Origin of the sequence: Micromonospora sp. Llam0, from assembly GCF_003751085.1 — a bacterium.
GTDB lineage: Bacteria > Actinomycetota > Actinomycetes > Mycobacteriales > Micromonosporaceae > Micromonospora_E.
Window position 1 is genome coordinate 2,586,489 of record NZ_RJJY01000002.1, and the last position, 26,228, is coordinate 2,612,716.

Below are 26,228 nucleotides of genomic sequence, written 5' to 3' on the forward strand. Positions count from 1 at the left end.
GTAGACGCCGTGTCAAGAAAACTTGACACCTTGAAGGTAAAGTAGGCCTGACATCATGTCAATAATCTTTGACTTCGCTCGACCTGCTGACCTGCTGCCCTCCACTCGACAACGTGCCGAGGCGTGGCGGACCGACGTGCGGCTGCGGCTGCCAAGCGGTCGACTGGTGGCCGCCGAACCGCCAGGGGGCTTCCCCGCTGGCGAAGTCGCCCGTTGGGCGTTCACCCAGACCGTGGCACCCGGCGAGTACGCCGTCGAAATCCTGGTCGAGGACGACGTGGTGCTGGGCGCCGGAGTCGTCGTACGTCCCGAGCCGGTCAGCCGGTGGCTGCCCGCCCGGCGCGGCGGAGAGGACTACGTCTACCCGGTCGACGGTGCCACCGGCGGGTTCGGATCGGTCGAGGTCTTCGAGGCGTTGACCGACGGCGACGCCCGCGAGGATCTGATCGCGGACCTCTCCTTCGACCAGGACGGGCTCTACAGCGTCTACCACGATGAGGCCACCGACACCAACCTGGTCGCCATCCACCTCGACGCCGACGGCCGGTACCGCAGCTGGGTCGGGTACACCGCCGACGGCGAGGTCGCCTGCTTCTTCACCGACTTCGGCGACCTGGAACATCTGAGCGGCGATCCCCAGAATCCGTTCCAGTAGGAGATCACCCGTCGAGGTGGCTGCGGAGGAACTCGGTGATCTCCGTCCGTGCTGACTTTGCCTGCGGTACCAGGCCCGGCATGCTGAGGAACGCGTGCGTCGCTCCGGGATGCTCGGTGAGCTGCGCGGGAGTTCCGGCCTCGGGTAGCCGTTGCGCGGTACGTCCATGATCGGCTAACGGGTCGAGTGTCGGCACCACCACCAGCGCCGGGGCCAGCCCGCTCAGAGCGCTCCGGGTGGCTCTGCGGTCGGAGGGTCGGGTTGATCAGAACGACACGATGATGCCGACCATCGGGGGGCGGCGTAGCCGGAGCAGGCGAGCGAGCCAGTTCCCTGCCCGTGCCATGACGTACCGGCGGGCCAGTAGCTTGCGGGCCAGCGCCGTTCCGTCGCCGTCGAGTAAACGGGCCGTTCCCGTCACGCTCGGCGCGGCCGGTGCCACCGCCCCGCGTAGGGAACACGGCTGTACCCGAACGCGCGGGTTGTTCCGGATCCGTTTGACCTTGCCCGAGCCCGCTTCGGTCACGATCCAGAGTTCGGTGCCGTGCGGTACGTGCCAGACCGGTGTGGCCACCGGGGTGCCGTCCTTGCGGTAGGTGGTCAGGCTGACGTACCGGCTACGGGCGATCTCATCGGCCACGGTCACCGGGCCAGCGTAGCGAGTCGTGCCCGGGCCGCGCCCGTAACGTCGAGAGCGCTGGCCGCCGGGAAGGAGTACCCGCGCCCTCGGCGCGGCAGGTCCGGATGCTTGGACGGCGTCGTGGTGAAGTGACCCCGGCTGGGGCTCTGGCGTGACTGGACGGTTTGCTCGGGCAGCCGGCCCCGGCCGGGATCGGTCTGCGCGCTACGGTCTGCGTATCGCTGCGGGCGTGTTTTCAAGATCCGCAGCTGGACAGTACGAGGAGACAACGATGGCCGATGCCACCAGCGGCGCCGATCCCACCGCTGACGCCGAAGCGGGGGCCGAGGAGCAGCCGCAGCCCTTCGAGAACCGGGCGGCACGCCGGTCCAAGGGCAAGGCCACCGCCAACCACACCGCAGGTACGGCGAGCCGCATCCACGGCCGTTCCGGCACGGTGCAGAGCCCTCGCCAGTACGGCAACCGTCGAAGCGGCTGATAGTCGACACAGAGGGGTGCCAGCGCCCGCAGGGCGGCAGTTCCGGGCGTCGCGGGGCAGCATGGGTAGCTCAGAGCGTGACAGCCCTGCCGGCCCCGCGCGGGATCCGCCGACCGAGGCGGGGGTTACGGTGGATAATCAACAACCCGACGATGAGGCTACAAATGATCAATGTCCAGGAGTTCGCGCGGCGGCTGAGCACTCACCGAGCTGATACGTTCACCAGCGACGACGTGGTGGACCTGGCGACCGCGGCCGATGTCCGCATCAGCGCAGACCTCGAGATCGACGCCACCCTGGCGCAGCGCTTGCTCGACCAGATCTCGCCCACCCTGCCGGTCACCGGGGCCCAGATCGCGGCGTCGCAATGGCCGCCACCGAAGTCTTCCCGTCCTGCGGCACCTTCGGTGTCGTTCTCCAGCCCCGGTGCCGTCGACGGACCGGCTGATCAGCCGACCCGACCTCGCAGTTCTAGGCCTGCTGGTAGCGGTCGGCGACACGGCTCTCGACGAACTGGCAGGTGAAACTGCAGTCCTGTCTATGGGATCAGCTCAGCCACGGGCAGCGCCTCGTGCAGCCGGCCAGCGGCCAGGTCGTCGTGACGGATCACGAAACTCCCGTCACTTCGGTAACAGAACTCGTTGTCCACGGGAAAGCGGGCGAGCGACACCCACTCACTCGTCAGCCGGTGCGTCTCCTTCTCCACATGGGAATACCACTTCGCGACCGGGACGACGATCTCGCCGGTCTTCTCCCGCCACGCGAGGGTCTGCTCCGCGATCCACTTGACCACCTCGGCGTCGGCGTACCCGCCGAGGTAGGCGCTCCGCGCGCAGCGTGGCGCTGACGTCGTACTGCTCGCCGACGATCGCGTGGCCGGTGGATCCTGCCGCCACCTCGGTATCGGTGCCGGCGGGCACGAACACGACCCGGCCGTACCTTCGCTCCCCGGTGGCAGCGGCCTGCTCGTGGGCCAGGAAGAACAGCAGCGAGCCCGCTGCCGGCAGGCCGAAGCCGTCGACTCTTGGCAACGCCGCACAGTCGACCGAAAAGATGAACGGCAACGGACCGACCCCGTCGGACGGCCAGTCCATGCCCACCGGCAGCCGGGGCAGCCCACCGAACTGCCCGACCGGCACGCCGCCGGATCCCCCGCTCAACCGGATCGACAGACGGAGGTGCTCGGTGAACCGGCTGACCTCGTCGTCCGGGATGCCCAACGCGATCGCTGCATGACGAAACTGCCCCTGATGATCCATGGCGCACCATGGTGGCACGAGGGCGAGCACGGCGACCGATGCCCCACGGTCCGTACGCACCGCCGCGGTGACCGGGTGCGCACATCTCAGCACGTCCGGACGGCTCCCCCGGCGGCGCCTGGACGCGCTCCGTGACACGCGTTTCGCGGCAGATCCGGGCGCCTTGTTGACCCGCGCTCCGTGGGTGATCATGCCCGCTGGGCGGCCGCGCCGATCGCGGCGTGCAGGTCCCGTAGCGCCCGCTGTACGTCGCTGGCGGGCCGGGGGAGGGCGCCCTCGACAGTGGCCAGGGCGGACAGGAAGTGCCGGCCTGCCGTGGTGTGAGCGTGCTGGCCTGCGTCGGTGAGCGTGATGCGGTACGACCGACGATCCTCTGGGTGTGGAACCTGCCGGACGTGCCCGCGCGCGACTAGTCGCTTGACGTGGCTGGAAACCGTCGTTGCCGGGGCGGACATCCACCGGGCGAGTTCGCTTGGGCTGATCTCGCCGGCCTGGCGCAGTACGGAGTAGACGGCGAAGTCCTCGGCGTCCAGACCGGTGCCGGCCAGCGCGGTGTCCAGCAGTGCGATGGCGGCGCGGGCCGTGAGCCAGGTGTCGAAGAGCACGTTCGACGGATCATCACCCTTGACAGAACTGCTGCGATCTCGCACTATCTCTCCCGGGGGCAGGTATTGCGAGATCGTAGCATCGGAGGTTGTGGTGAAGGCGTGGTCCGTGATGAGCCGTGGCCGGGTCGTCGTAGCTATCTGGGTTCTCCATGGGATCAGCGCACTGGCCATGTTCGGCTGGCCCGGCCTGACCGGCGCGGTCTCCCGGGCCTGCCACGGGCGGAGCGCCCTGGACGTACGCAGCCACTGGACCGCCGCGGATGCACGCGATCTGGTCGCGGCCTGCGGTACCGAGGGACGGGCGGCCTATCTCCGGCTGGAATTGCTCGACCTCGTGTACCCGCTGCTCTGCGGCCTGGCCCTGCTGCTCGTAACATCCCTGTTGATCCGGCGCTTGCCGGGCCGGAGGTGGCGTCTCCTGCTGATCCCCGCAGTCGCGATGACCGTGCTCGACTACGGCGAGAACGCGGCTGTCTGGAATATTCTGTCGACTGGGCCCGCCGTCTGGGACCTGCCCGCACACCTCGGAGGGGCCGCCACCGCAGCGAAGCGCGCCGCAGGTCTCGTGGCCTACCTCGCCGTACCGCTGCTTCTCCTCACCGTCGGCCTTGATCGGCTTCGAGTCCGGACTCGGGCCGGGGCTGCGGACTCTTCCCGGTGAGGGCACCGGCAGAGCCGATCAAGGTCTCATTCATCTCCGGCACCGTTCAACAGTCATGACTCCATCCGATCGCGGCGAACACTTCCGGAGTGACCGCACATCGGCACGACCGCACACCGATCGTCGCCGCGTTTCGTTACGCATCGTGACGATCGGATCAAGCGGATCCGTACGCTTGATCTTGATTCACGCCGGGGCCTACCGGTAAGCCTCGCACGGCTGCTCGCGTCGGCGCACGCAGGGGGCGAACCGACTTGGTACGGTCTGGTCGTGGAGTGGGCCGGCCTTCTGGCGCATCGTCGAAGGTGCCCGGGCCGAGGTAGGCAGTGACACCGAACGTGTCGCCCAGGCGCTGCTGCGTCGCCCTTCGCACGTTGGCTCCGGCCGAGCTGACCGGCGAGACCCCTACCCGGCGGCGGTTTCCCAGGCTCACGACCTACCTGGACAAGAACCCGTGGACCGACCGTCCGTGGGGGCGCGCCACCAGCCGACCTCAACACGCACGCTGCGGCACGAGCGGATGCTGACGGAGCGCGACGATCCAGTAGCTACATCGATCGGCTTCTGCTTACTTGCACTGGTCGACCGGCTTGCGCGGCCATCAACCCGGGCCGGACGAGCGAGGCCGCCCGCGACCGCTGCACCGGTCCGTCGATCGCCCGAGCTTGCTTTTCGCGACAACCTGTCGCATACTTTTGCGACAGGTTGTCGTATAGCATCCACTGTCGCGGCGCTGCCCAGGTAGCCGTGGTGCGGTGACGCGGAGAGGAAGGGGCTGGGAGATGAGCGCGCTCGCGGACCGCGCGGATCTGACGGAGTTGTTCGGACGTTACGCCGACATCGCAGACCGCCGGGAGTTCAACGGACTGCCGGGGCGGGTCTTCACCGATCCGCTGACGCTCGATTTCTCGTCGGTAACCGGCATTCCGCCGATGACGACGCCGTTGCGGGACTACGTCGAGATTCTGCGCGGTGCCTTCGCGCCCTTCGCGGCAACGCATCACGTCATCACCGGCCATGTCGTCGATCTCGACGGCGACCGCGCGACGGTCCACGCACACGTCAGGGCTGAGCACTGGCTGTCAGAGGAGCTTGCCGCAGGCGGCCCCAACCGTTGGCTGGTGGTGGGCTTCTACGACAACGAAGCGGTCCGCACCCCGGACGGTTGGCGCTTGACCCGCGTGCGGCTCACCGCGACCCACCAGGAAAACTCTCATCTCGCGGGTGTTGCTGCCGGCACTGGACGCGCCACCTGACGCCAGGACAGAATCACATCGTGCCGCGGATACGGGGAGATAGCGTCCAGGAGCACCACGAGATGGTGTGGGCCGAGATCACCAAGGCCATTCGGCAACTACTGACGGAACGCGACTACGACTCGATCAACATGGGTCACATCGCGGCCCGGGCCGGGATCGCACGTAACACCCTCTACAACTATGCCCCGGACAAAAGCGCGTTGGTACGGGCCGTGACCCACCGAGCGGCCACGCCCATGCTCGATCGGGTGGCCGCCATCGGTGCACGGTCCGCTGACTCCGCGACCGACCGGATGTTGGAGATCATCGGTACAGTTCTGGACGCGTGCACAGACCAAGCCCTGCAGGTGATGTTCCGTCCGGGTTCCGGTCCGCTGGTCCAGGAGATACCCAAGGGGCCTGATGGTCCGTTCGAAGCCGTCATCGCCGAGGTCGAGAACGTCGTACGAGATGGCATCACACGCGGCGAGTTCCGCGACGTCGGCGACGTGCGCCTCGCCGTGGAACTACTCTCCGGGATGATGCACGCTGGCGCCGTACGCATCACCCGGGATCCGGCAACATTCACGGCCACCGTAGCCGCAGCGCAGGGGGCCATCCTCGCATCCCTCCGGAAACACCCGGACCGTTCAGACGTCGGGCATCGATAGCCGACCACATCTGAACCTACCGAACAAACCAGGGCCCGCCCCGGCCCCGTTCCAGCACCGAGTAGACAGCAGCCAGAACGCTGCCTGGGTGTGGGTTGAGTGACCGTGGCCGAGGTGAGCAGGCGCCACCGGTTGGTGGTCAGCTGCCGGTGGTGCTGGCCTGGGTGACGAAGGTGGACCAGGCGGTGGGGGTGAAGGTGAGGGTGCCGCCGGTGCGGTCTTTGCTGTCGCGGACCAGTACCTGGCGGGGCAGGTTCTGCCGAGCACGCATATCTGGCACAGATTCCTTCCCGGGCATTTGCTGGTAGTGCAACAATTCGCGTCACCTGCAGTCGTCTGCGAAACCTGGGACCGCTTACTCGGAGACAGCAGTCTTTGTGCTCCCGCCATGCTGGGTGATCCGGGGGCGGATCTGTGCCTTGACGGCGCTGCGGGTGAATGCCGCGTCGGTCGCCTTGCCGGACCAGATGTATGCCTCCCCGCGCCCGAGCGCGGCCATCTTGGCCGGAGTCAGATCGGCGAGAGCTGCGTTGGCCTTCTGCAGGTGCTTCAACCAGGCTGGCGAGTTGAACTTGTGCAGGATCAGTTGGTTGGAAAGCTCGATCAGCGCTACTGGCACTGAAGTCGGCTCCTGACTCGCAACCAGGATGCTCATCCCCTTGTGCCGCATCTCCCGTACGCTCTCGATCAGGCCGGCGGCGAGGTCTGGGCTGTCAATGAACTTGTGTGCCTCGTCGAAGACAACGAGTTTGTTGAACCGTCGCCCGTCGCTGGTGGCTTCCGAGAAGAGCTCCATGAGTACGACGAACAGGCCGAGGGCCTCATCCTTTTCGATCAGTTCGTCGCGGAGGTCGACGATGACGACTCGGCCGGGGCGGACCAGGTCCTGGATGCGGACGGTGTCGTCGATGTAGTCGGCAGCGAGGTCCAGGCGCTGATGGGCGAGCTGCTTGATGGGATCCGACAGGGTCGACTGGTCGACTCCGGCGCGCAGGACACCGATCGACAGGTTGTCGCGGTGCGCCTTCATGATCCTACCGAGCTGGCGGATGTAGGTGGACTGGTTGCCGACCGCGCCCATGAGGAATCGCCAGTGCGCGGCACGTAGCTCCGTGGAGCTGAACTTGAGTGCCCGCAGTTCAATGCCGGGATACTCGCTTCGGCGCTGCTCCAGCTGGTCTTCCGGAACCAGCATCAGTACGTCACCGAGCCCGGCCGGCTCGACACCGTAGCGCTCCCGCAGGCGCTGCACCTGCGCCTCGTCGGAGTTTGGTGCGACCAGGCTGGTGAACTCCGGCACGTAGTTCAGTATGGCGCTGTAGTGAAAGATGATTGTGGCCAGTGGCTGCGGTAGGTGGTTGACCGGCGGCGTGGCGAGGGAAGCGGCTTCGACGATGGTGCCCATCGTGTAGCTCTTCCCGGTGCCCTGCACCCCGAACAGGCTGATGGTGTGCGTCTCGTTGAGGTCGAGCGCGATGTGCCGACCGCCGTACTCGGCGAGGATTCCGTACTGTGGCGACGGACGTGCCGCGCCGAGGTAGATGTCTGGCTGGATCGACTGGGCCGATGGGTCGGCCACCGCCAGCTGTCGGTGGTCCGTTGACTCCGGCGGTTGCGGCCGGTCGGTCGACTCCTGCGGTTCCACCGGGTGCGCCGGTTCCGACCGGGGCCGGACATCATCCGGCGCACTGCCCAGATTCGCTTGCGTCGCATCGGCCGCATCGTTGAGATCGTCGGCGGCCGCTGGGTCGCGGTCGTCGGCGGGGCGGCCTTGCGGCACGACATGGTCGCGGGCCGGTGCCCGGAACGCTGCCTGTGGCAGCCGTGCGACCGTGGACGGCCGCGTCGCCAGAGTCCCCTGGGAGCGGGTGTCGGTGTGAGTGGCGGCCGCCAGCACCGGGTCGGTGACGATGCCGCCGAGTAGCTCGTCGATGACATCGCGGCCGATGCGGTGAAACTCGACGTCGCTTTCGACGTCTTGGTCGGTGCCGCTGCCTCGTAGGTCGAAGATGAGCCCGGTCTGGGTGAAGTTCAGCTGGTATCCCCAGTCGAGGTGGTCCAACATCCAGCGAGCCTCGTCCGCGATCGGACCAGCATCGTCGATGATGCCGTGGCGGACCGCGCGACCGAGATAGAAGCGCAGCAGCGCGGCGAGCTCCGCGTTGCGGCTTGCCCGATCGGGGCGATCGGGCTGGTGGTGCGCGGGGTCGAAGCTTTCAGCAAGGACGTCCCGGCTGCGGCTGAGCTGCTCGATGATCTCGCTGCGGACCTTCTGCAGGTCCGCGATGCTGGTCAGCGTGCTGTGACACTTCACCTCGACGAGTCGACAGGTGATAGTGCGTCGCTGTGCGTCGAGGCTGAACAGGGCCAGGTCGGTGCGCCGTAGTCCGATGCTCTCGGTGACCTCGTCTGCTCTGCGGCGAGCCTCCCGGTACAGCTCCAGGTGGGAATCGAGGGGGACGAGGATCTGGTTGCCCAGGACCGCTTGATGCTCCAGGTAGAGCCGGGCGAGCGCCAGTCCCAGGACTTCGGTCCGCTGGTTCGGCGCGGTAGACGCGATCTTGAAGGCGAGTCGGCCGGACAGCAGCCGGAGCTGGTCGAAGAAGGTCCCAGCATGTCTACGGTCGACCTGAAAACCGTGCTGATTCATCATGGGATGCAGCAGGGCGCGCAGCTCGTCCACCGATCTGGAACTGACCACCAGTTGGTGGCCGAGGCCGTCCGGTCCGGTGCTGGCGAAGTCGATGATGTAGTCGGGGCGGCGTGAGCTGCCCGGGCTGTCGAAGTACTCGACGCCCAAGGTCCGGTCGACGGTGATGACCCAGTCGCTGCATCGGTGGGCTTGATGGAGCAGGCTGCCGTCGGCGGCGGTGAGGTTCAGCGTGATTCGTGGCACCAGGCCGGTTCCCGCTTCGCCGGTGGCTACTGTCGCCGCGGCGACCGAGATTACCCGGGGGAGTGCGGTGAGCAGGTCGGAATACTCCTCGGCCCCCGGGATGTCCCGCCCGGGTCCGTGCCGGGGCTGTTTGTGCCAGGCCACGATGCCGTCGGCGGTGTCGACGTAATCGACGGTCAACTCTTGGACAAGTCCGTGTACGGGTGCGGTCGAGTCGGGCCGGGCCGGGCCGACGCCGAGGTCTTCACCGCTGAAGGCGTCGAAGAGCAGCGTGACATGTGCGGTGTGCCGGCTTGTCGCGGAACGAAAGTCGTTCAGTGGCAGCACCGCTACGGCGAGTTTGGGTGCCAGCCCCGCGCTTCTCGGTGTGCAGAACGTCTCCGCTTCGGCGGCGGTGCTCCACTCGCCGGTGAGTAGTTGAGCCAGTGCCGCACCGGTGCCGGCTAGCTGCGGGTCTGCGGCGAACAGTCGCAGGTCGTACGAGAGGTGTCGAAGTGGTTTGCGCCGTTCCAGTTCGATGAGGGTGTCGGCCAGGAGTTCGGCGCGCCCCGGGTTGACTACGCACAGGACCAGAGTGGCGACGTACGGGTGCATCCGGACGTATCGCTCGATCCGGTCGGCGAGCTGCCCGGCCGTGACCGTCAGTGCCGCATTCGGGGCGTCGGGCACGCCGAGTGCTGCCGCCACGTCGGCCAACAGCGTATGCGGGTCGCCGGTTTCCGCTGGTAGGCAGGCTCCCCAGTAGGTGGCGAGGTCGGCGGTGGCGGCGCTTAGCCGGCCGTCGGCGCCGACGATCATCAGCGGGAATCCGGTCGGCGTCAGTGCGAACAGCCGCTCGGCCGCTGCCCGGATCCGGTCCTTTCCACTGACCGTGGCCGGGCTCTCGGCTGGCGCGTCGGTCGACGCTTCAGCCAACCAGTGCCGACCGAGCCGCGCCCAGGTAACCATCCACAGTAGGCGCAGTGGATGGGTTGGAGCGACCAGGGTGAGCTGGTGCAGGTTGCCGCGGATGTCCTGGTGCTCCACCACGACGGTGTCGATCTGCAGCAAGGTGGCCAGCCGCCGGGTCAGCTCGGTCTCGGCGACCCGCCCGGTGCTGTGTAGCGATCCGTTGAGCAGCTCGGTGTATGCCTCCGCGTAGGCGAGCACGGCGGCGTCGATCCGACTCAGGTCGCGGCCGGCGACGACCATGGCGTCGTCGCCGCTGATCGCGGTCAGGACAGCGGCCCGGGTGGCGAGGAACGTGTCGAGCCGGTCTGAGGAAGCCAACGGGGGGTGCGCGGGCTCGACCTGGACGAGGCGGGGTGGCTGCCCGGCCGCTGTGGTCAGCTGTCGTACGGCGAACTGGGTGGGGTCGGCGAGGATCTGCCGCTCCAGTTCGGCGAGGATCGGAGCGAGTGGCACCTGCGCGGTGCCGTGCGCGCCGAACTCGGCCTCGACGACCGTGCGGGCCGGGTCCTTCCAGGACGTCTGCTGGCAGCTGACGCCTTGCCCGTCGCGTCCGTCCACCGATGCCTCGAACGCCAGCCGGAGCAACTCCTGGGTCACTCCGACGGAACGGCGGGTGCGAGGTGGTGCCGGTGGTTCGTCGAGGTCGTCGTCCGCGACGACATAGAACCGGTCGCTTTCGTTGTCGGCGTGCCGGTCCGGCACCTCGCCGCCGTGGGCGTCGTGGTGACCCGCGGGGTGGCCTGTCTCCACCGGCAGCGGCACGCCATCGCTGTCCATCGGTGTCACCCGCAGGTAGTGCCAGCCGTTGTCGAGCCGGGCGGAGCGCAGCCGTTTCAGCACGGCCTTGTACGTCTGCCGCCGGTTGGTGCCGACCTTGACGACGGCGTGTACGCCGGTCGGGCCGGACTCTTCGGACATCAACTGGACGGTGAAGGAGGTCAGGCCACGGACCTGCCGAGGGTCCGGGGTCACCTCGAACGCCACCGGCAGCTGGTTGTGGCCGGAGGCGCCGCCCGGCAGGTACGCCTGTCCGGTGATGGTGTCCAGGACCGGATGGTCGCGGTGTTCGGGGCGTCCGCCGGCGCGCGGCAGGGCCAGCTCGGCGAGGGTGATGCGTACGGCCGTTGCGACCCGGTCCTGCGGCAGCGGCCAGCGGTGGAAGGACAATCCCCAGTTGGCCCGGTCCACGACGATCCGGCGGGTCCAGTTGGCGGAGGCGTCCCGGCCGGCGTCGGTCAGCAGTTCGGCGACTCTCGTGCGGAACGCGGCATCGGTGAGCCGCAGGTCGACGACGCGTTGCCGGACCGACCGGTCGGCCCGGCTCAGCGCTTGGACGGTCCGGGCGTTGCGGGTGGCCCGGGTGCGGACCTGGGTGGGGTCGGTGAACAGTTCGAAGTCGGGGATGAGGCCGAGTTCGAACAGCGCGCCGCCGGCGGCCTGCGGGTCCCGGTCGTTGTGTTCGATGGTGAGCAGGAAGCGGGCGCGCCGCAGCGGGCCGGCGTCGACCCGACCTGGCTCGACCGTCTGCTCGTCGAGCACGCCGAACAGTTCGCCGATCGCGGTACGCAGCTCGTCGGGCAGACCAGCCTGTAGCCGGGTGACGAGTTCCTGGTAGACGTCGCCGGGTTCACTCTGTTCAAAGGTGGCGACGCCGAAGGAGTCTTCGGCGCTGGCGTGGGTGCCGGGTGGGATGAACACCAGCAGCGGCGGGCGTTGGCGGCCATCGGCGTCGGGGTTGCGCAGTTCGACGAGCTTGGTGCCGCTGATGGCGACGTCGTCGGGCACCTGCGGCGGTTGCCCGAGGACGTGGATCTGGGCGGCGGTGCCGGTGGCGCCGCGCAGCCGGCGGCAGAGCCTGGCGGCCAGCGGTGCGCCGAGGTCGGTCACCCGGACGCAGTGCCCGGCCGTGCGGGCGGCGAGCAGCGCGGCGAACCGGGGCACCAGGACGCGTTCGAGGGCTTCGTCGAGGTCGGTGTCGGTGACTTCGCGTAGTCCGGTGCTCATCGCGGTGCTCCGTCGGACCCGAGGCGATAACGCGGGGTGATGGTCTGGGTGAGGTAGGCGTCGGAGAGGTCGGTGTAGAAGCCGATCTCGCGCAGCCGGGCGACGAACGCGGCCCGGTTCTGTCGTAGCGCCCGGTGGTCGGTGATGCTGGGCTGGCCGAAGCCGTCACCGGGGGGCAATTCGTCGATGTAGATGCCGTACCGGTCGCGCAGCAGCGTAAGGAACTCGTCGACCCGGATCGCGGCGGTCCGAAACGCGCCGGTGCCGTCGGGGTGGAGCAGGGCCAGCTGTAGCAGCACTTCGAGCAGCCGGCTGTCGAGGATGAATCGGCGTTGCCCGCGACGCGGCTGGGCGAGCATCGCGCCGGGGCGGTGCTTGAGCAGCAGGCTGTCGAGGCACTCGGTCAGCCGGGTGCGGTGATGTTTGACCCGGTACGCGGTGATGATCTCGATGTAGGTGGTGAATGGGTCGAGTTTCAGCTGTAGCAGGTCGGCGATCTGCGGGTCGAGGCCGTTGTCCGCACCGGATGCCGATTCCACTACGCGGGCCAGCCGCGCCTCGGCGAACCGGCCCCGGTCGGCCTTGTGCGCCGGGCCGAGCAACGACAACAGTTGGTCGACGGGGAACATGTCGCCGACCGGCTTGCGGAGCTTGCCGATTTTCACCAGGTGCCAGCCGAAGTCGTCGAGCTTCTTTACGGTGAAGGTGGCCTGCACGAACGCCGGGATCCGGTCGTACCAGATCTGGGCGCTGGTCTCGGCGAGCCGGGCGGCGGGTGTGTCGGGCACGCCCGCGACGTCGAGGAAGAATCCGCCACCGAATGCGACGCGGTCGCCGGCCGTCCAGATCGGCAACGTCTTCATGATTCGGAAGTGGTACCGCGCCAGGTGGAAGGCGAACAGGATCTTGAGGTGGTCGACCAGCACCGACCGGGGGACGACACCTCGGTGGTAGAGCAGCCGGCCGACGTCGTGGGTGAGCAGTTCGGCGGCGGCGGTGTCCAGCGGTGGGTAGATCTTGCGGGCCCGTTGGTCCTCCCGGTCGGTGACGGCACCCTTGGCCGATTCGCAGAGGTTGATCAGGGTCTGCGTCTCGACGTCGATCTCGGTGGCGTCGCCGTCGCCGGTACGCGGGTCGACTCCGGCGAAGAAGAAGCTTTTCAGCAGTGGCAGGACAGTGCCTTGGGTCCTGGAGCCGTGGTGGATCATCCGGTAGAGCTGTTCGTCGGCGTTGCGCGGCCGGGACCGGCGGGCTACCCGGAAACGGTAGGTGAAGCCGTGCAGCGGACGTAGCCCGGCGATTGCCTGCCCCGGCTTGCCCCGGTTGACCAGGTCGAGCAGGTGGGTTTCCAGCCAGCGCGCGGTGACGTCCGGGTCGAATCCAACGAACCGGTCGGGAGAGTTGGCGATCTGCTCGACGAAGGCGTCGACGCTCAGATCCGCCCCCGAACCGACCAGCACGCTGGGCGAGCCATTGTACCACAGCCGGGGCAGCAGGGCGGTGAGCACCCGGTCCATGTCGATTTGGGTGTAGTCGAGGTAGCTGACCGCCGGGTGGCGGAACTCCTTGTCGTCCCTGTGCAGCCCCACTACGACTCCTCCCGTGGGGTCACCGGCTCCATCCGGACCTGCCCACCCGGCTGGCGGAGCACCCGCCACAGCTGCTGCCCGGTCTCGGTGAGCAGCAGCTCCTGGTACGGGGCGGCGGACAACTCGTGTTTGAAGATGGTCAGGCCGAGGTGCAGCCCTTGGCGTTCGGCGATGCCGGGTAGGTAGCCGTCGCGCAGCCGGGTGAGCAGCTCGAACAGGTCGAGCCGGATCCGCAGGGTGACCCGATGATCGGCAGCCCCCCGGTAGCCGAGCACCAACTCCTGCGCGCCACCCTCCAGGTAGGGCGACTGTGGCTCGCCGTCGGCCAGCAGCGTCAACTGTCCGGCGGGGAACAGCCGGTAGCTGCGGATCTTGCCGCCGGGCACCACTCTGACCTGCAACGCCAGCGCGTCAGCGAGCCGTGCCGCGTCGCCGAGACCTTCGCTGCGGTTGAGCGCAGTGATCAGCTCCGGGAGCCGCGACGGCAGTTCGTCCGGCCGGACCAGCAGGTTCAGGAAGTCAAGGGCCGAGCGGTACGGCAGCATCCGCCGGGATCGTTCGTCGTCGACGCATTCGAAGTAGAACCGGCGACGGGCGGCGGCGAGGTAGCGGCGATGCGTCTCGGCGGTGGCCGGGTCCATCGCCGCGCCGCGCGGCAGGGCGTCGACCAACCGCTGCAGCATCCGCAGGTCGTATTCGCCGCGTTGGTCGACGGTCATCAGGGCACGTCCGGCGTCCGGGCCGACGTAGTCGAGCCGCCGGTCCAGGCCCGGGTCGGCGACTGTGGCGACGTCGACCTGTGCCAGCAGGTTCAGTAGCCGGTCGGCACCGGCGACCGGTCCGGCCCAGCTGTTGAAGTAGAAGCCGTCGAGCACTTCGGTGAGCTGGTCGCTGGCGTACAGCTCGTGGATGTCCGCGCAGTCACGACCGGAGGTCAGCATGAAGGCCAGCGCCGACTGGACGTCGCGGACGGTGATGTGCGCGATGCCGCGTAGCTCGGTCAGCCGGTAGAGCATCCGCAGCCGTGCGGCGATCTTCGGCCCGAGGGCGGGGTGCGCGAAGGTACGGGCGTTGTGCCGGACGTAGCACGTGTCGACGAGGGCGCACCCGCCGCACGCCTCCCACCGCTGGGGTGCGGTCATCCGGGCCAGCATCCGGTCGAAGACCGCGCCGCCCAACTCGTCGGAGTCGTCCAGCAGACTGCGGCGGTTGAGGTTGATGACCACGACACCGGGGTCCACGACGGTGGCGGCCGCGCCGGCCGCCGGCTCCGGCCGGTCGGTCAGGCTGGTCAGCACCTGGTCGGCCAGGGCGGGAAACTGTGCCCGGTGGGTGTCGAGGAAGTCGACCAGCCGGCCTTCGTTGATCGCGATCAGCCGGGTCTCGCCGGCGACGCCGGCCAGGTCGACACCGGCGAACGGCGCGAAGAAGTCCAGCAGCACGTCGTCGTTGTGTTTGTCGGACTCGTCCTGACTGCCGTCGTGGTTGGTGCGTAGGACCAGGCCGGTGGGGGTGGTGAAGTCGGCTCCGTTGCCGCGCCGCCCCGGGGTGTGTGGCCCGTCCTTGGCGGCGACCGTCAACAGCCGTTCCAGGAACGCGGTCTTGCCGTCCCCGGCGTTGCCGGTGATGACGACCAGCCGGTAGGCGCCGGCCAACACATCTGGCGTGAGCTTGTCGTCCAGCGCGGTGGCCACGTACAGGTCGAACGCCGGGTTGCCGCCGGCGCGGGTGCCGGCGTTGCTGCGGATGCTCTGACTGTAGAGGGTCTGCAGGTGCCCGACGAACGGGTTGCTGCCGACCGCTGTCGGTGCGGGTGGCGGGAGCACCGGGTCGACCGGCTCCGGCCGGACCGGTTGGAACACCTCGTCGCCGATGGCGGCCAACGCGTCACGGAACTGCTGGGCGCTGGTGTACCGGTCGCTGCGCAGCGGGGCGATGGCGGTCGACAGGATGTGGACGAGCTGGTCGGAGAGGTTGCCCAGGCCCGGCACCTGGCGCGGGTCGTCGGGCCGCCGCCCGACAGGGGCAAGGCGATCGGAGTACGGCCACTGCCCGGTCAGCACCTCGTACAGGGTGAGCCCGAGGGCGTAGACGTCCCGGTCGATGAGGTCGGCCCGGGTGACCTGCCCACCGGTGGCGAAGTCCGGCGGGGCGTACCGCGCGGTGCCGCCGGTGCGTGACAGGCTGGAGTCGTCGGAGACCGCCACGTTGAAGTCGAATATTTTGCAGCCGCTGTCGGTGCGCAGCAGGTTCGCAGGCTTGATGTCGCAGTGGTAGATGCCGTTGTCGTGCAGGTAGGCCAACCCGTCGGCGACGTCGACCCCGAGCCGCACCGTGTCCGCCGGCCCCAGCGCCCGCTGGCTGACCAGGTCGGCGACCTGCTGTCCGTCGACGTACTCGAAGACCAGGTACGGGATCTCGCCGCCGTCGAGGTAGTCGGCGCTCTCCACCTTGACCACGCTGGGGTGCGCCGGCAGCCGCAGCAGCAGTTGATACTCGACCCGCAGCCGTTCGACTACCGACTCGCGGTCCCGGTGCACGATCTTCACCGCCCGGTCGAGGCCGGCGAGATTGTCGTACGCCTGGTAGGTGGTGCCGTAGGAGCCCGGCTTGCCGAGCCGGCGGCGGATGGTGAACTTGCGGGTCAGCTGGTGGCCCGGCGGCAGATCACGGTAGTCGGGTTGCGCTGGAGATGGCCCGGCGGCTGCCTCGGCCAGTCGGGTGTTGCCGGGCCGGATCAGCACTGCCAGGTCCCGCAGGGCATCGGCGGCGGTGGGTCGGGCCGACGGCTTCAGCGCACACATCCGGCCCAGCAGTTCGGCCAGCGCCGGGCTGAGCCCGGCGGCGGTCATCACCGTCTGCGGCAGCACACTGCCCTTGCGGGTCTGGTCATCGGTGCTGGCGAACGGCAACTCGCCGGTGAGCAACTGGTAGGCGATGACCCCGGCCGCGTACACGTCGGACGCCTGGCTCATCTCCTGCGCCCGCCCCTGGCATTCGGGGGCGACGTAGGCCGGGTCGAGGATGTCGGCCAGCCGGTGGACCACCGAATGCTCCCGTGACCCGGGTGGCCGGGCGTAGTCGAACCCGGTGAGTACGCCCCGGTTGTCCCGGGTGACCAGCACCGACGTAGGGGTCAACGCCCGGTGCAGCACGGCGTGGGTATGTGCGTGGGCGAGCCCGCGCAGCAGGTCGGCGACGACCCGCAGCCGCACGTCGGCGCTGAGCGCCTGCCGTGAGTCGGTCAGGTGCACGGTCAGCGCCTGACCGTCGACGTCGTCGAGGACGAGGACGAACTGTCCTTCGTCGTCGGTGGGGAAGAAGTCGCGCCGGCCCACGACGTGCGGGCTCGGCGGCATTCTGGTCAGCACCGCGTAGGCGTTGCCGATCGCGTGGCGCTGCGCTGTCCGCTGCTTGGCGGGCAGGAACGGGTCGGCCCGGTAGACCCGCAGCAGCACGGTTTCCGACCCGGCGAAGGTGGCGTTGCGGGCCCGGTACTCGGTGACCTCCTCGTCGCCGCCGAGCCGTTCGCAGACCTGCCAGTTGCCGAACAGGCGTGGCCCGGTGCGCCGGCGGACCCCGCCGCCGAGGGCGTTCAGCACGGTCGCCTGATGGTCCCGGATGTCGCGGATCATGCCGGGCCGGATCCGGGCCGGGTCGTCGAGCGCCGGGATCAGGCCGGGCAGGTCGACGACGTCGATGGCGTCGGCGTCGGCGCGGTCGCTGGGGTCGATCAGCTGGGCGTCCCGACCGACCAGGACGACGAGTTGGCCCACGTAGACCTGGGACAGCTCGGGCCGGGCCCGTTCCAGGACGCCTTTGAGCGCGCGGGCGTGCGACCGGATCTTGCGTACCGGGGAGGCGAAGGAGCCACGGCCCTTCGGGTACCACCGGACGCCGGCGACGTCGATACGCCCGACGGTGCCTTTGACGTCGATCAGGTGGACCGCCCGGGTGGTCACCACGACCAGGTCCACTTCGTACGCCGCGCCGTGTACCGGGATTTCGATGTTGTGCAGCACGAACCAGTCGTCGGGAGCGTTGTCCCGCAGGTGTGCGATGACCAGGCGTTCCCCGTCGTTGGCCGGGGTGGACCCGCCGACGATCTCAGCCACGCTCAGCGCGCCGCCTCTCGCACCGCCTTGTCGAGCAGAGCAAACGCCTCGTCCTCCTTGCGGTCCGCATCGTCGCGGTCACGATACGCCTGCCGCACCACCCCGGCGATCCGTTCCCGGTCGGCCGCCACCACCATCGGCACGGGTAGATCGGCGCGCAACGATTCGTGGATGTCCTGCTGTTTGCCGCCGGTGCTCATCGAGCGGAGCATCCGGAACGCCACTTCGGACCGGAGGAACGCGAACAGGTACGCCCCCGGCACCTGCGGATCCCCCGAGACCACCCGAAGAAAATGCTGAGTGTAGACATTTTCGAGCCACGTTCCTGTGACGAACACCGGCCGGCAAAAGACTTCGGTCTCACCGAGTGTGCCCTGAGCAGCAACAAGGACAGTTTCATCCTTCGCATAGATGTCAGCCGGTGCTTCGTTGGGATTGATCCACCTACCCTCGGGCCGGAGCCAGAAGCCCTGCCGTTGCCCGATCAGCCTTGCCCCATGTTCGGGGTTAGCGTCAACCCGCTTGAATCGGACTCCGGAACCCAGATAGCCGCCTTTGCAGATGTTGCCGAGGGGGTGGTGGGGGACGGAGCGGAGGGTGTCGATGACGCGGCGGGCGCGGGGGGAGTAGTTGAGAGCACGCAGCGACAGCGCGGTGGGTCGCTCGATGGTGAAGCCGAGGTCCCGCTCCTGGTCGTGCCAGCGCAGGTCGAGCAGCTCGGGGATGCCGGCGCTGACGAACAGGTCGCGGGTCGCTTCCCGGACGCCGTCCTCGTAGCGCTGGCGCAGCTGCATCGCCTCGCTGATCAGGGCGTCGATCCGGTCTTCGACGCCGCCACCGAAGCGGGGCACCGGCAGATCGGCGACGTGGCTCGGCTCGATGTGTCTGACGCTGGTGCCGTAGATGCCGCCCTTGATGATCGGAATGCCGAACGGGCTGGCCAGGAAGGTGTAGAGGTAGCCGGCCGGGATTCGGGCCAGATCGGGCACCACCCGCATGACGTGTTCGCTGCAGGCCGCCCCGGCCATGCTGAGCCGGGCGTAGGTGACCCGGCCGGCGGTCATCCCGGAGCGGGTGACCAGGGTCCAGCCCGGCTCCAGTGGTAGGTTCGGGATCTTCTCGAATGAGCGCTTGGTGATCCTCGGCAGGTTGGTCAGGTCGGCCTCGAAGATGTCGGCGCTGCCGAGGAACGGCACCCCGTGTGCCGGGTCGGTGGTCCACTCGCGCGTCGCCCGACCGGAGTGGAAGATCCGTGCGGTGACCGTGTGCAGCGGCTCGGCGTGCGGCATCCGACCCAGGTACTTTCGGGCGGCGTAGGCGTCCGAGACGTACGGCCCCGGGTCGAGGCGGGACCCCTGCTCGGCCAGCCAGCTCGCCTGGACGGGATTGTCTGGGCTGGCAAGCTTCACAGCTCCTCCTCGGGAAACCAGTCACGTAGCGTGTCGCGCAGGGTCAGGAACGCCGGGTCGACGCAGCCCTTGACCGAGATCCCGGCGGCCAGCCGCTTGAACAGCGCCGGGGACCGGTCAACCCGGTAGCCGTCGCGGCGCAGGTCGCGGTAGCGGTCGCGTAGATGTTCGAGGGCTTCCTTGGGCCGCGCCGGTTTGGCGAGCTCCGGCGGCCAGAAGCCACTGCTGGCCAGGATCTGCCGGAAGTTGGGCGGGCAGTTGAGCGCCTGGGCGACCCGGGGGTTGTCCTGCCAGACCCAGGCTTCCAGCTCTGGCTCGATCACGATGACCGCGAACTCGGCCCACGAGTCACGCATCCGCTGGCTGAGCTCACTGTGGATCTTCTCCGGGCCGGGGGTGCCCTGCCAGTCGTTGTCCAGCATGATCACGGCGCGGTCGTGGCTGCGCCGGTACCTGCGCAGCAGCTCCGGCCCCTGCCGGTAGACGCCGGGGTCCTTGGTGGGCGAGACGACCACGTCGTGGCGCGGGTCGAAGTCGAACCGCCGGCAACCCACGCTGCGGTGAAACTCGGGTCGGCCGAGGAAGCCGTGCAGCATCTGCTGCATCGAACCGTCCGCGACCAGGAAGATCACATCACGCATGGGCGGGGGCGTCCGGGGGGAGCGAAGGTCACGAGAGCACTCCTGAGGCGAAGAGGGTGCCGATGTCGACACTGCCGTGCCAGTCCTGCATCCGGGGGTGGTCGGTGCCGGCGATGACCTCGACCGCGCCGTCGCCGTCGAGCCGGGCGAGCACGATGCTGGCGAGGTCGGTGTTGGCCAGCACGATCGGCGACTGGGTGGAGATCCAGACCTGGTCGTCGGTGAGGGCGGCCAGCGACTGCACCACGGTCTCGATGGCCCGGGGGTGGATGCCGTTCTCCGGCTCCTCGGTGACCAGCAGGCGGGGCAGCGCGGAGCTGGGCAGGTAGGGCAGCAACGACAGCGACAGGATCCGCAGGGTGCCTTCGGACAGCCCGGACGAGGTGACCCGGTAGCCACCGGCGTACTCCACCGACAGGTATGCGTAGTGGTCGTCGGCGCGTTCGATCGCCTCGACCCCGCTGATCTGCGGCAACGCCGTCTGCAGGTGATCGATCCAGAGGGCGAACCCCTGCGGGTCCTCCTGTTGCAGGTGGGCCACCAGCCAGGGCAGGTTGCGCCCGGAGGGCAGCACCCGCAGCGGGTCACCGGGCGCGGCGGCCTGGCGCAGCTTCGTCCAGTCCGGGTCGAAGAAGACCGCACCTTCGCGCAGCAGGCCGGCGAACCACAGCGCCGCCGGGAAGAGCTCCGGATCCGCCGGTACGGCGGCCAGCGCGACCTGACTGGCCGGCACCCGGAAGTCGGGCACCCGTGTGCCCCGGGTGGTCGTCTCGGCGGTGAACGTGGTCGGCTCGCCCGGCCCGCGGTGGATGACCGGCTGGGCGGCCTGGCGAGCGGACCGGCCGCGTCTGGGCAGGTCGGCACCTTGCATCGCGATGCCCGCCGTCGGTCGGCGCCGGTCGGCGTCGGAGAAGAGGTAGAGGTACTCCCCGTCGACCTGCAACTCGTCGTTGAAGATCCGCAGCCGCAGCTCGTAGCGCAGGTGGTCTGGGACCCGGTGCACTGTCGACGCGGTGCTGCGGCCGGCCATGGTGTTGACGATGTCCGCCGGCAGCGCGGCCTCGATCGAGAAGGCCACCGTGTCGCCGCGCCCCTGGTGCACCAGCTCGGTGAGGGTGTGCGCCCGGGGCACGTCCCGCCAGCCCTGGGGGCGGAGGAAGGCGTCGGCGACCCGCTGCTGATTGAGCAGGTCACCGAGCAGCACCGGGATGTCGAGCAGGGTGCTCTTGCCGGCGCCGTTGGCGCCGGCGAGCACGTGGAACCCGCCCAGGTCGATGCTCAGCTGGGCGAAGCAGCGGTACTGGTAGGCCTCGATCCGGCTGATCATGTGCGCTCACCCGGCTCGGGGTGCTCGGCGCGGAACCGGCGGTAGGCGTCGACGATCTCCGGCAGGTCGTTGTCGACGACCGGCTTCTTGCGGGTGACCTCCCGATGACTGGTGCCGCCGTTGCGGTAGACCGGGATGCGCTCCACGGTGTCTCGCAGGATCGGCACGCCGTCGGGCCGGCACTTGTAGATCTTGTTGCCGCGTCGGTCCACGCCGACCTTCTCGGCGACGGCCATGAAAACCGGATAGTCGGGCCGCTCGCCGAGCTCCGCTGCCAGCTTCTCCCGGTCGGTCTTCTTCTTGAGCAGCAGCACCGAGGTGAGGATGTTGACGTGCGCGTCGACAATGAAGGTCTCCACCGGCAGTTCGACGCTGGCCAGGATCCAGCAGTTGTCGAGGATCCAGCGGCGGATCCCTTCGTCCATCGGGCCGGGGTTGGACAGGATGCCGTTGGGCAGCACGATGCCGACCCGCCCACCGGGCTTGACCCAGTCGACCGCCCGTTGGATGAACAGCTGCTCCGGCGACATCGCCGACACCCGGCCGGGACCGGCCTCGACCTGGCCGGTTTCCCGGTTGCGGGTCCAGGACTGGGCCACCCCACCCCGGTAGGCGTCGAGAATGTCGGCGTCCTCGATCTTGATGTCCGAGCCGAAAGGCGGGTTGGTCATCAGCACGTCAACGCTGCCCAGTGGGATGCGTTCGGCAGCGGCGTGCCGGTCCGCCAGGTGGCCGTCGGGGAAGGCGAGGGAATCCAGGTGGTAGACGTTGCCCTCGTCACCGGTGGAGAGCATGACGCTCATCTGCGAGGCCCGCACCAGGAACGGGTCGAAGTCGGCCCCGAAGAGATGGGTCTTGGAGTATCGGGCCAGCCGCTCCTGGTGCTCGATCAGCTGCGGTTCGGTGTCGGGTAGACCCTTGGTGCCCTCCGCCGCGCGCCACTGGTCGAGCAAGTGGCGCAGGGTCTCGCGGAGGAAGCCGCCGGTGCCGCAGGCCGGGTCGAGGACGGTTTCGTGCTCCTTGGGGTCGAGCATCCGTACCATCAGCTCCACCGCGCCCTTCGGGGTGAAGTACTGCCCCCGGTCGCCGCGCAGGTTGATGCCGACCAGCTCCTGGTACGCCATGCCCTTGACGTCGATGTCGGTGCCGGCCAGGTCGTAGGAGGCGAGCTCGCCGACGATGAAGGCGAGCGCGCGCGGCGAGAGGCTGATCTGGTCGCGGTCGGTGAAGAGCGGGTATTCCTTCTTCACCTCGTCGAAGAGCTCGTGGATGCGCTCGGCGATCGCCGCTCGGCCCTCGTTGGTGAAGGGCTCCTGTGGGGTGGCGAAGAACCGGGGCGCGCGGTGCTGTCGGCGGCTGACCCGCTCGTCGTGCACCTTGGCGAAGATCAGGTAGAGGAACTGCCAGAACGCGGCGTCCTTGGGCAGGCCCTCGTTGCCGTGTACATAGTTGTGGCAGCGCCGGAAGGCGGTCTTGAGCATGGCCGCCTCGCCCCGGCGCAGCCGGGCAGCGGATCCGGCCGCGCCGCCGAAGCTGGCGGCGTCGACCGGCCAGTCGGCCCGCGCTGGGAACTTCGCTCCGAACCGGGTGTTTTCCCGCTGCAGGAAAAAGAAGTCCAGGCCGTTGGTCCACAGGCCGTACCGCGCGTTGGGGGTGGCCGGGGTGCCGAGCAGATCCTGAAGCTCCTCCACATCCTGCCGGGCCTGCTCATGGGTCCTGATCTTGGTGACGGCCCGGCTGGCCTTTGGCTCCGGTTTGCAGATCACCACCCGTTGCAGGTTTTCCAGGGTCTGCTGCGCGCCGGGGGTGAAGACCGCGATGTCGGCCTTGCGGATCCGGCGGCGTCGCCCGTCGAGCTCGACCGGGATCGGGAAGTCGCGGGCCATGTCGTCGGTCGAGATGCCGTACTCCACGGCCAGCGCGTGAGCGATGCGCTGGCGGACCTCTTCGTTGCCGCGCAGCCGTACCGGTGTGTTGGTGATGAAGTCGATGGTCTCGTCGTTCGACAGGGACTCCGGCCCAGCTCCGGCGACCGCTGCCGTGCCGGATTCGTCGCCCGACGCGACGTCGTGGCCCCTGTCGTCAATCATCCGTTGTGCCAACCCCTCTGAGTCGATCAAGTCTCGATCATTGTCGCCGGTGCGACCGACATGTCGGCAACCGACACCCCCCGGAACTGCCCGGGGTCGGGGGTAGGGGCAGGTCCGGGGGTGGTGGTCAGGGTCGGGTGGTGGCGGCCTGGGCGACGAAGGTGGACCAGGCGGTGGGGGTGAAGGTGAGGGTGCCGCCGGTGCGGTCCTTGCTGTCGCGGACCAGTACCTGGCCGGGCAGGTTGTCGGCGACCTCGACACAGTTGCCGCCGTTGCTGTTGCTGCGGCTGGCGGTGCGCCACGCGGGCTGGGTCATAGCTCCTCTGCCATTCTCGCGATCAGGTCTCGGGACATGTCTTGGGGCAGTGCCACCGAGCGTATCGCCTCCCAGGCGTTGACGAAGGCGGCGACCTTGGCCGGCTCCTCGTAGGTGCGGCCGTCCACCGGGTTCTCCGCATAGGCCACCGTCGCCCCGTCCGGCAGCGTGGCCAGCGCGAAGTTGCCCAGCTGGCCGATGTAGAGCCCGGCGTCGACCGGCACCACGTGCAGCAGCACCCGGTCGCGCCGCGACATGTCGACCAGGTGCAGCAACTGCTCCTTCATCATCACCGGGTCGCCCCGCCGTAGCGCCGCCTCGTCGACGATGAACGAGGTGACCGGCGGCGTCCTGCGGTCGAAGACGGTGGCCTGGCGGGCCAGCCGGTGCGCCAGCCGCTGCTCGGCCACCTCCGGCGGGAGCAGGCCGACGGCGAGCACCGCGCGGGCGTACGCCTCGGTCTGCAACAGCCCGGGGACGTAGGTTGACTCGTACCCGCGCAGCATCTCGGCCTCGGCCTCGTACTCCGGCCACGGCTGGAACCAGTCCGGCGGGACGGCGTTGCGGGCGTCCGCGGCGGTCTCCTGCACCAGGGTGCCGCTGCCGAAGACATCGTCGATCTGCTCGGCGGTGTCCGGCAGGGGGATCTGCCGGGCCGTCTCGAACTTGGCGATAAGCGAGGTAGAGACGCTCAGCCGCTGCGCCAACTGCTCCTGGGTCATGCCTCCGTTGAGGGTGCGGAGGAACTTGAGAGTGCGGGGAACCCCGTTGCTGCTCACGAATTACCGGTCCTTCCCGATTCAAGATCGAAGTTTCGGAACGGGTTCTGTTGGTGGGAATCCTTCCACTGCTGGCGCTGCGGGTCCAGGGTGGATCTGCTGACAGCAGAAAATCGGGAGGGATTTGATGATCAAAAAGGTGGTGGCCGCCGGGGCGGACCCGGACGACGACCCGGTGTTGCGGCACGCAAGGGAGACCGCTGAGAAGCACCTTCCGAGGCGGATCGGCGAATGCCCGACGTGCGGATCGGTCGCGTTCTGCGCACCGTTCACCATGGCCCTGGCGATCCTCGACCGGCGCGACGTGCCGCGAGCACGGCGGATCCGGACCGTCCTCACCGTCGCCGGCTTGTCGCCGCCGGAGTTCCCGCATCCGCCGGAGAGCAGCGACGACGGCCGGAGCGGCGACGACGGAGGGTGGTGCGAAATTGTCCGGTGAACCGTTGATCAAGGTCGGCGACGTGTTGCGGCTGCGCGCCGAGGACTGGGCATTCGGCAACGGCCCGGTGGCGATCCGGGTGTCCCATCTGCGGCACGGTCACGACATTCCACACGTGACCATGATCGCGGTGATGGGCACCTTCGTCAGCGGCCCCCGCACCGGCCAGATGATGCTGCTGTCGGTGTTCAAACACGCCTTGCGGCGGCCCGGCGTTGTCGAACGCGACGGCCGTACCCCCGAATCTCGCTCCTGATCAGAAACACCCTGACAGCGATCCCGTCGAAATGCGAAAGGTGGTTCCACCGTGCGCAGGCTTCTCCACCTCGTCCTGTTTCCCCGGCGTACCCGGCGGCAGTCCCGGCCGCACACCCGCAACGCCGGCACCCGCCACTACCGCGCTGCGGCCCGGCCGTCGATCAGCCCGGGGCTGGTCCGCGACCGCCAGTTCCTGGACCGCACCCGGCGCGGTCTCGACCCGGCCGAGGTACGTGCCTTCCTGCACCTGGTCGCCGATGAGCTGGCCGCGTTGCGGGCCGAGCTGGCGATGACCCGCGACGAGAACGTACGGATCAAGCAGGCGCTGCGGGACTGGCAGTCGCGCCAGTTCCAGGCCCGGATGCCGGCGTAGGCCGTCGGCCCGTGACCGCGAAGGGAGCCATGATGGTCCACCACACCGGGGCCAGGGCCGGGACCGGGACCGCCGGTTGGGCCGACGCCGCGTTGACGCTGCCGTTGCCGGCGGTGCACCTGCGGAGACCGTTGCTGGCCGACGAGTTCTTCCTGCTGGCGCAGGACGCGGTGACCGGCCGGCCGCGGCTGCCGGACCGGGCGGTCGGGTTCGGTCTGGCCGCCGCGCTGCTGGTGGACCTGGTCGACGCCGGGGCGTTGCGGGTGCGCGACGGCCGGCTCTGGCTGGCGGCGCGGCACGTGCCGGTGGACGCGCTCAGCGGCTGGACCCTGCGTTGGATGGCCGCCGAGCCGGGGTACCGACGGGTCGGCACCTGGTTGGCGCTGCTCGCGCCCGGCGCTCATCAGCAGGTCGCGCGGCGACTGGTCGCGGCGGGCGTGGTGCGGCCCCGGACGGTACGCCGGCTGCTGACCACCGCCGTGCGCCAGGTGCCGACCGACGCGAACCGGGCCGGGTGGGCGTGGGCCCGGCTGACCGTACGGCTACAGCGCGGCGAGCCGTTGCCCGCACTGGAGGCCCGGCTCGCCGGGCTCTGTCTGGTCACCGGGTTGGACGACTTACTGCTCACCGGTCTCCCGGCGGTGGCTCGTCGGCACCTGCACCGGGAGACCGCCGGACGACTGCCGACCGAGGTCGGCGAGCTGCTCACCATTGCCCGCAACCGTCTCGACGGCGCGTCCCACCGCCGCCGGAGCGGCCGATGGCGTCGCGGACCAGCGGGCTGAGCGCTCCACCGGCCTGCCGCGCACGTCGCCATGCAGGAACTGCATG

The 26,228-nt window shown here is 69.0% G+C and carries 23 protein-coding genes and 1 pseudogene; 9 read left to right on the forward strand and 15 right to left on the reverse strand.

All coding sequences use genetic code 11. The features are described 5' to 3' along the window. Positions 1–55: 55 nt before the first annotated feature. Positions 56–655, forward strand: coding sequence for a DUF4241 domain-containing protein (locus tag EDC02_RS39040; RefSeq protein ID WP_123607068.1), 600 nt, complete (start codon positions 56–58; stop codon positions 653–655). 4 nt (positions 656–659) lie between these two features. Here the strand turns inward: EDC02_RS39040 and EDC02_RS39045 are convergent, their stop codons facing one another. Both EDC02_RS39045 and EDC02_RS39050 read right to left on the reverse strand, forming a co-directional pair. Beyond that, positions 660–881 (reverse strand): alpha/beta hydrolase, encoded by a 222-nt coding sequence (locus EDC02_RS39045; RefSeq protein ID WP_255500687.1) that lies wholly within the window; start codon positions 879–881, stop codon positions 660–662. 39 nt (positions 882–920) lie between these two features. Next, entirely contained in the window at positions 921–1,301 is a 381-nt protein-coding gene (locus EDC02_RS39050; RefSeq protein WP_123607069.1) for a PPOX class F420-dependent oxidoreductase, read from the reverse strand. A 265-nt stretch (positions 1,302–1,566) separates the two neighbouring features. Here EDC02_RS39050 and EDC02_RS39055 point away from each other — a divergent pair, with 265 nt between their 5' ends. Continuing rightward, a complete protein-coding gene (locus tag EDC02_RS39055; protein ID WP_123607070.1) occupies positions 1,567–1,773 on the forward strand; it encodes a hypothetical protein in 207 nt (68 codons plus the stop codon). A gap of 538 nt (positions 1,774–2,311) precedes the next feature. On the opposite strand, the gene EDC02_RS41160 is transcribed toward EDC02_RS39055, so the two are convergent. From EDC02_RS41160 to EDC02_RS39065, 3 genes are read right to left on the reverse strand one after another with little or no spacing between them, the layout of a single operon-like run. Next, the gene (locus EDC02_RS41160; RefSeq protein ID WP_233606674.1) at positions 2,312–2,566 is read right to left on the reverse strand and encodes a hypothetical protein; all 255 of its coding nucleotides are present in this window, start codon (positions 2,564–2,566) and stop codon (positions 2,312–2,314) included. Next, on the reverse strand, positions 2,448–3,224 hold the full coding sequence (locus EDC02_RS43035; RefSeq protein WP_370461608.1) for a DUF1963 domain-containing protein: 777 nt from the start codon (positions 3,222–3,224) through the stop codon (positions 2,448–2,450). Before EDC02_RS43035 ends, EDC02_RS41160 begins: the two co-directional genes overlap by 119 nt. Continuing rightward, positions 3,221–3,682 (reverse strand): MarR family winged helix-turn-helix transcriptional regulator, encoded by a 462-nt coding sequence (locus EDC02_RS39065; RefSeq protein ID WP_158632469.1) that lies wholly within the window; start codon positions 3,680–3,682, stop codon positions 3,221–3,223. Before EDC02_RS39065 ends, EDC02_RS43035 begins: the two co-directional genes overlap by 4 nt. A 49-nt stretch (positions 3,683–3,731) precedes the next feature. Here EDC02_RS39065 and EDC02_RS39070 point away from each other — a divergent pair, with 49 nt between their 5' ends. The 3 genes from EDC02_RS39070 (at position 3,732) to EDC02_RS39080 (ending at position 6,210) form a co-directional block, all read left to right on the forward strand. Continuing rightward, positions 3,732–4,301, forward strand: coding sequence for a hypothetical protein (locus EDC02_RS39070; RefSeq protein ID WP_158632470.1), 570 nt, complete (start codon positions 3,732–3,734; stop codon positions 4,299–4,301). Positions 4,302–5,083: 782 nt separating this feature from the next. Continuing rightward, positions 5,084–5,557, forward strand: a complete 474-nt coding sequence (locus EDC02_RS39075) for a nuclear transport factor 2 family protein (protein ID WP_123607074.1) — start codon at positions 5,084–5,086, stop codon at positions 5,555–5,557. A gap of 62 nt (positions 5,558–5,619) precedes the next feature. Further along, positions 5,620–6,210 (forward strand): TetR/AcrR family transcriptional regulator, encoded by a 591-nt coding sequence (locus EDC02_RS39080; RefSeq protein ID WP_233606675.1) that lies wholly within the window; start codon positions 5,620–5,622, stop codon positions 6,208–6,210. A 139-nt stretch (positions 6,211–6,349) separates the two neighbouring features. Here the strand turns inward: EDC02_RS39080 and EDC02_RS39085 are convergent. The 10 genes and pseudogenes from EDC02_RS39085 to EDC02_RS39130 all read right to left on the reverse strand — a co-directional run. Beyond that, positions 6,350–6,469, reverse strand: a pseudogene (locus EDC02_RS39085) (DUF397 domain-containing protein); the annotation flags it as partial. Between the two features lie 96 nt (positions 6,470–6,565). Further along, complete coding sequence (locus EDC02_RS39090) at positions 6,566–12,061, reverse strand: ATP-binding protein (RefSeq protein ID WP_123607077.1); 5,496 nt, start codon at positions 12,059–12,061, stop codon at positions 6,566–6,568. Beyond that, a complete protein-coding gene (locus tag EDC02_RS39095; RefSeq protein WP_123607078.1) occupies positions 12,058–13,650 on the reverse strand; it encodes a hypothetical protein in 1,593 nt (530 codons plus the stop codon). Before EDC02_RS39095 ends, EDC02_RS39090 begins: the two co-directional genes overlap by 4 nt. Next, the gene (locus tag EDC02_RS39100) at positions 13,650–17,765 is read right to left on the reverse strand and encodes a serine/threonine protein kinase (RefSeq protein ID WP_123607079.1); all 4,116 of its coding nucleotides are present in this window, start codon (positions 17,763–17,765) and stop codon (positions 13,650–13,652) included. The genes EDC02_RS39095 and EDC02_RS39100 overlap by 1 nt, the downstream gene beginning before the upstream one ends. 2 nt (positions 17,766–17,767) lie before the next feature. Continuing rightward, a complete protein-coding gene (locus tag EDC02_RS39105) occupies positions 17,768–19,174 on the reverse strand; it encodes a restriction endonuclease subunit S (RefSeq protein WP_123607080.1) in 1,407 nt (468 codons plus the stop codon). Continuing rightward, a complete protein-coding gene (locus EDC02_RS39110) occupies positions 19,171–19,815 on the reverse strand; it encodes a hypothetical protein (protein ID WP_123607081.1) in 645 nt (214 codons plus the stop codon). The genes EDC02_RS39105 and EDC02_RS39110 overlap by 4 nt, the downstream gene beginning before the upstream one ends. A gap of 28 nt (positions 19,816–19,843) precedes the next feature. Continuing rightward, positions 19,844–21,142 carry an AAA family ATPase gene (locus tag EDC02_RS39115; protein ID WP_123607082.1) on the reverse strand — a complete coding sequence of 433 codons (1,299 nt, stop codon included), beginning with the start codon at positions 21,140–21,142 and terminating at the stop codon, positions 19,844–19,846. Continuing rightward, positions 21,139–23,232, reverse strand: a complete 2,094-nt coding sequence (locus EDC02_RS39120; protein WP_123607083.1) for an N-6 DNA methylase — start codon at positions 23,230–23,232, stop codon at positions 21,139–21,141. The genes EDC02_RS39115 and EDC02_RS39120 overlap by 4 nt, the downstream gene beginning before the upstream one ends. A gap of 127 nt (positions 23,233–23,359) precedes the next feature. Next, on the reverse strand, positions 23,360–23,548 hold the full coding sequence (locus EDC02_RS39125) for a DUF397 domain-containing protein (protein WP_123607084.1): 189 nt from the start codon (positions 23,546–23,548) through the stop codon (positions 23,360–23,362). Then, positions 23,545–24,327, reverse strand: a complete 783-nt coding sequence (locus EDC02_RS39130; protein ID WP_123607085.1) for a helix-turn-helix transcriptional regulator — start codon at positions 24,325–24,327, stop codon at positions 23,545–23,547. Before EDC02_RS39130 ends, EDC02_RS39125 begins: the two co-directional genes overlap by 4 nt. Before the next feature lie 127 nt (positions 24,328–24,454). Between EDC02_RS39130 and EDC02_RS39135 the strand changes: the two genes are divergently transcribed. The 4 genes from EDC02_RS39135 to EDC02_RS39150 all read left to right on the forward strand — a co-directional run bounded on the left by EDC02_RS39135 (position 24,455) and on the right by EDC02_RS39150 (position 26,182). After that, positions 24,455–24,766 carry a hypothetical protein gene (locus tag EDC02_RS39135; protein ID WP_123607086.1) on the forward strand — a complete coding sequence of 104 codons (312 nt, stop codon included), beginning with the start codon at positions 24,455–24,457 and terminating at the stop codon, positions 24,764–24,766. After that, positions 24,756–25,022 carry a hypothetical protein gene (locus EDC02_RS39140; protein WP_123607087.1) on the forward strand — a complete coding sequence of 89 codons (267 nt, stop codon included), beginning with the start codon at positions 24,756–24,758 and terminating at the stop codon, positions 25,020–25,022. The genes EDC02_RS39135 and EDC02_RS39140 overlap by 11 nt, the downstream gene beginning before the upstream one ends. A 75-nt stretch (positions 25,023–25,097) precedes the next feature. Beyond that, positions 25,098–25,397, forward strand: coding sequence for a DivIVA domain-containing protein (locus tag EDC02_RS39145; protein WP_233606747.1), 300 nt, complete (start codon positions 25,098–25,100; stop codon positions 25,395–25,397). Positions 25,398–25,408: 11 nt separating this feature from the next. Further along, positions 25,409–26,182 (forward strand): GPP34 family phosphoprotein, encoded by a 774-nt coding sequence (locus EDC02_RS39150; protein WP_148083827.1) that lies wholly within the window; start codon positions 25,409–25,411, stop codon positions 26,180–26,182. Positions 26,183–26,228: the final 46 nt, after the last annotated feature.

What these genes read in the sequence shown, in the direction of transcription:
- EDC02_RS39040 (WP_123607068.1), top strand. Translation starts at nt 56, where the DNA reads ATGTCAATAATCTTTGACTTCGCTCGACCTGCTGACCTGCTGCCCTCC.
- EDC02_RS39055 (WP_123607070.1), top strand. Translation starts at nt 1,567, where the DNA reads ATGGCCGATGCCACCAGCGGCGCCGATCCCACCGCTGACGCCGAAGCG.
- EDC02_RS43035 (WP_370461608.1), bottom strand. Translation starts at nt 3,224, where the DNA reads ATGATCACCCACGGAGCGCGGGTCAACAAGGCGCCCGGATCTGCCGCG.
- EDC02_RS39075 (WP_123607074.1), top strand. Translation starts at nt 5,084, where the DNA reads ATGAGCGCGCTCGCGGACCGCGCGGATCTGACGGAGTTGTTCGGACGT.
- EDC02_RS39080 (WP_233606675.1), top strand. Translation starts at nt 5,620, where the DNA reads ATGGTGTGGGCCGAGATCACCAAGGCCATTCGGCAACTACTGACGGAA.
- EDC02_RS39090 (WP_123607077.1), bottom strand. Translation starts at nt 12,061, where the DNA reads ATGAGCACCGGACTACGCGAAGTCACCGACACCGACCTCGACGAAGCC.
- EDC02_RS39110 (WP_123607081.1), bottom strand. Translation starts at nt 19,815, where the DNA reads ATGCGTGATGTGATCTTCCTGGTCGCGGACGGTTCGATGCAGCAGATG.
- EDC02_RS39115 (WP_123607082.1), bottom strand. Translation starts at nt 21,142, where the DNA reads ATGATCAGCCGGATCGAGGCCTACCAGTACCGCTGCTTCGCCCAGCTG.
- EDC02_RS39120 (WP_123607083.1), bottom strand. Translation starts at nt 23,232, where the DNA reads ATGATTGACGACAGGGGCCACGACGTCGCGTCGGGCGACGAATCCGGC.
- EDC02_RS39125 (WP_123607084.1), bottom strand. Translation starts at nt 23,548, where the DNA reads ATGACCCAGCCCGCGTGGCGCACCGCCAGCCGCAGCAACAGCAACGGC.
- EDC02_RS39135 (WP_123607086.1), top strand. Translation starts at nt 24,455, where the DNA reads ATGATCAAAAAGGTGGTGGCCGCCGGGGCGGACCCGGACGACGACCCG.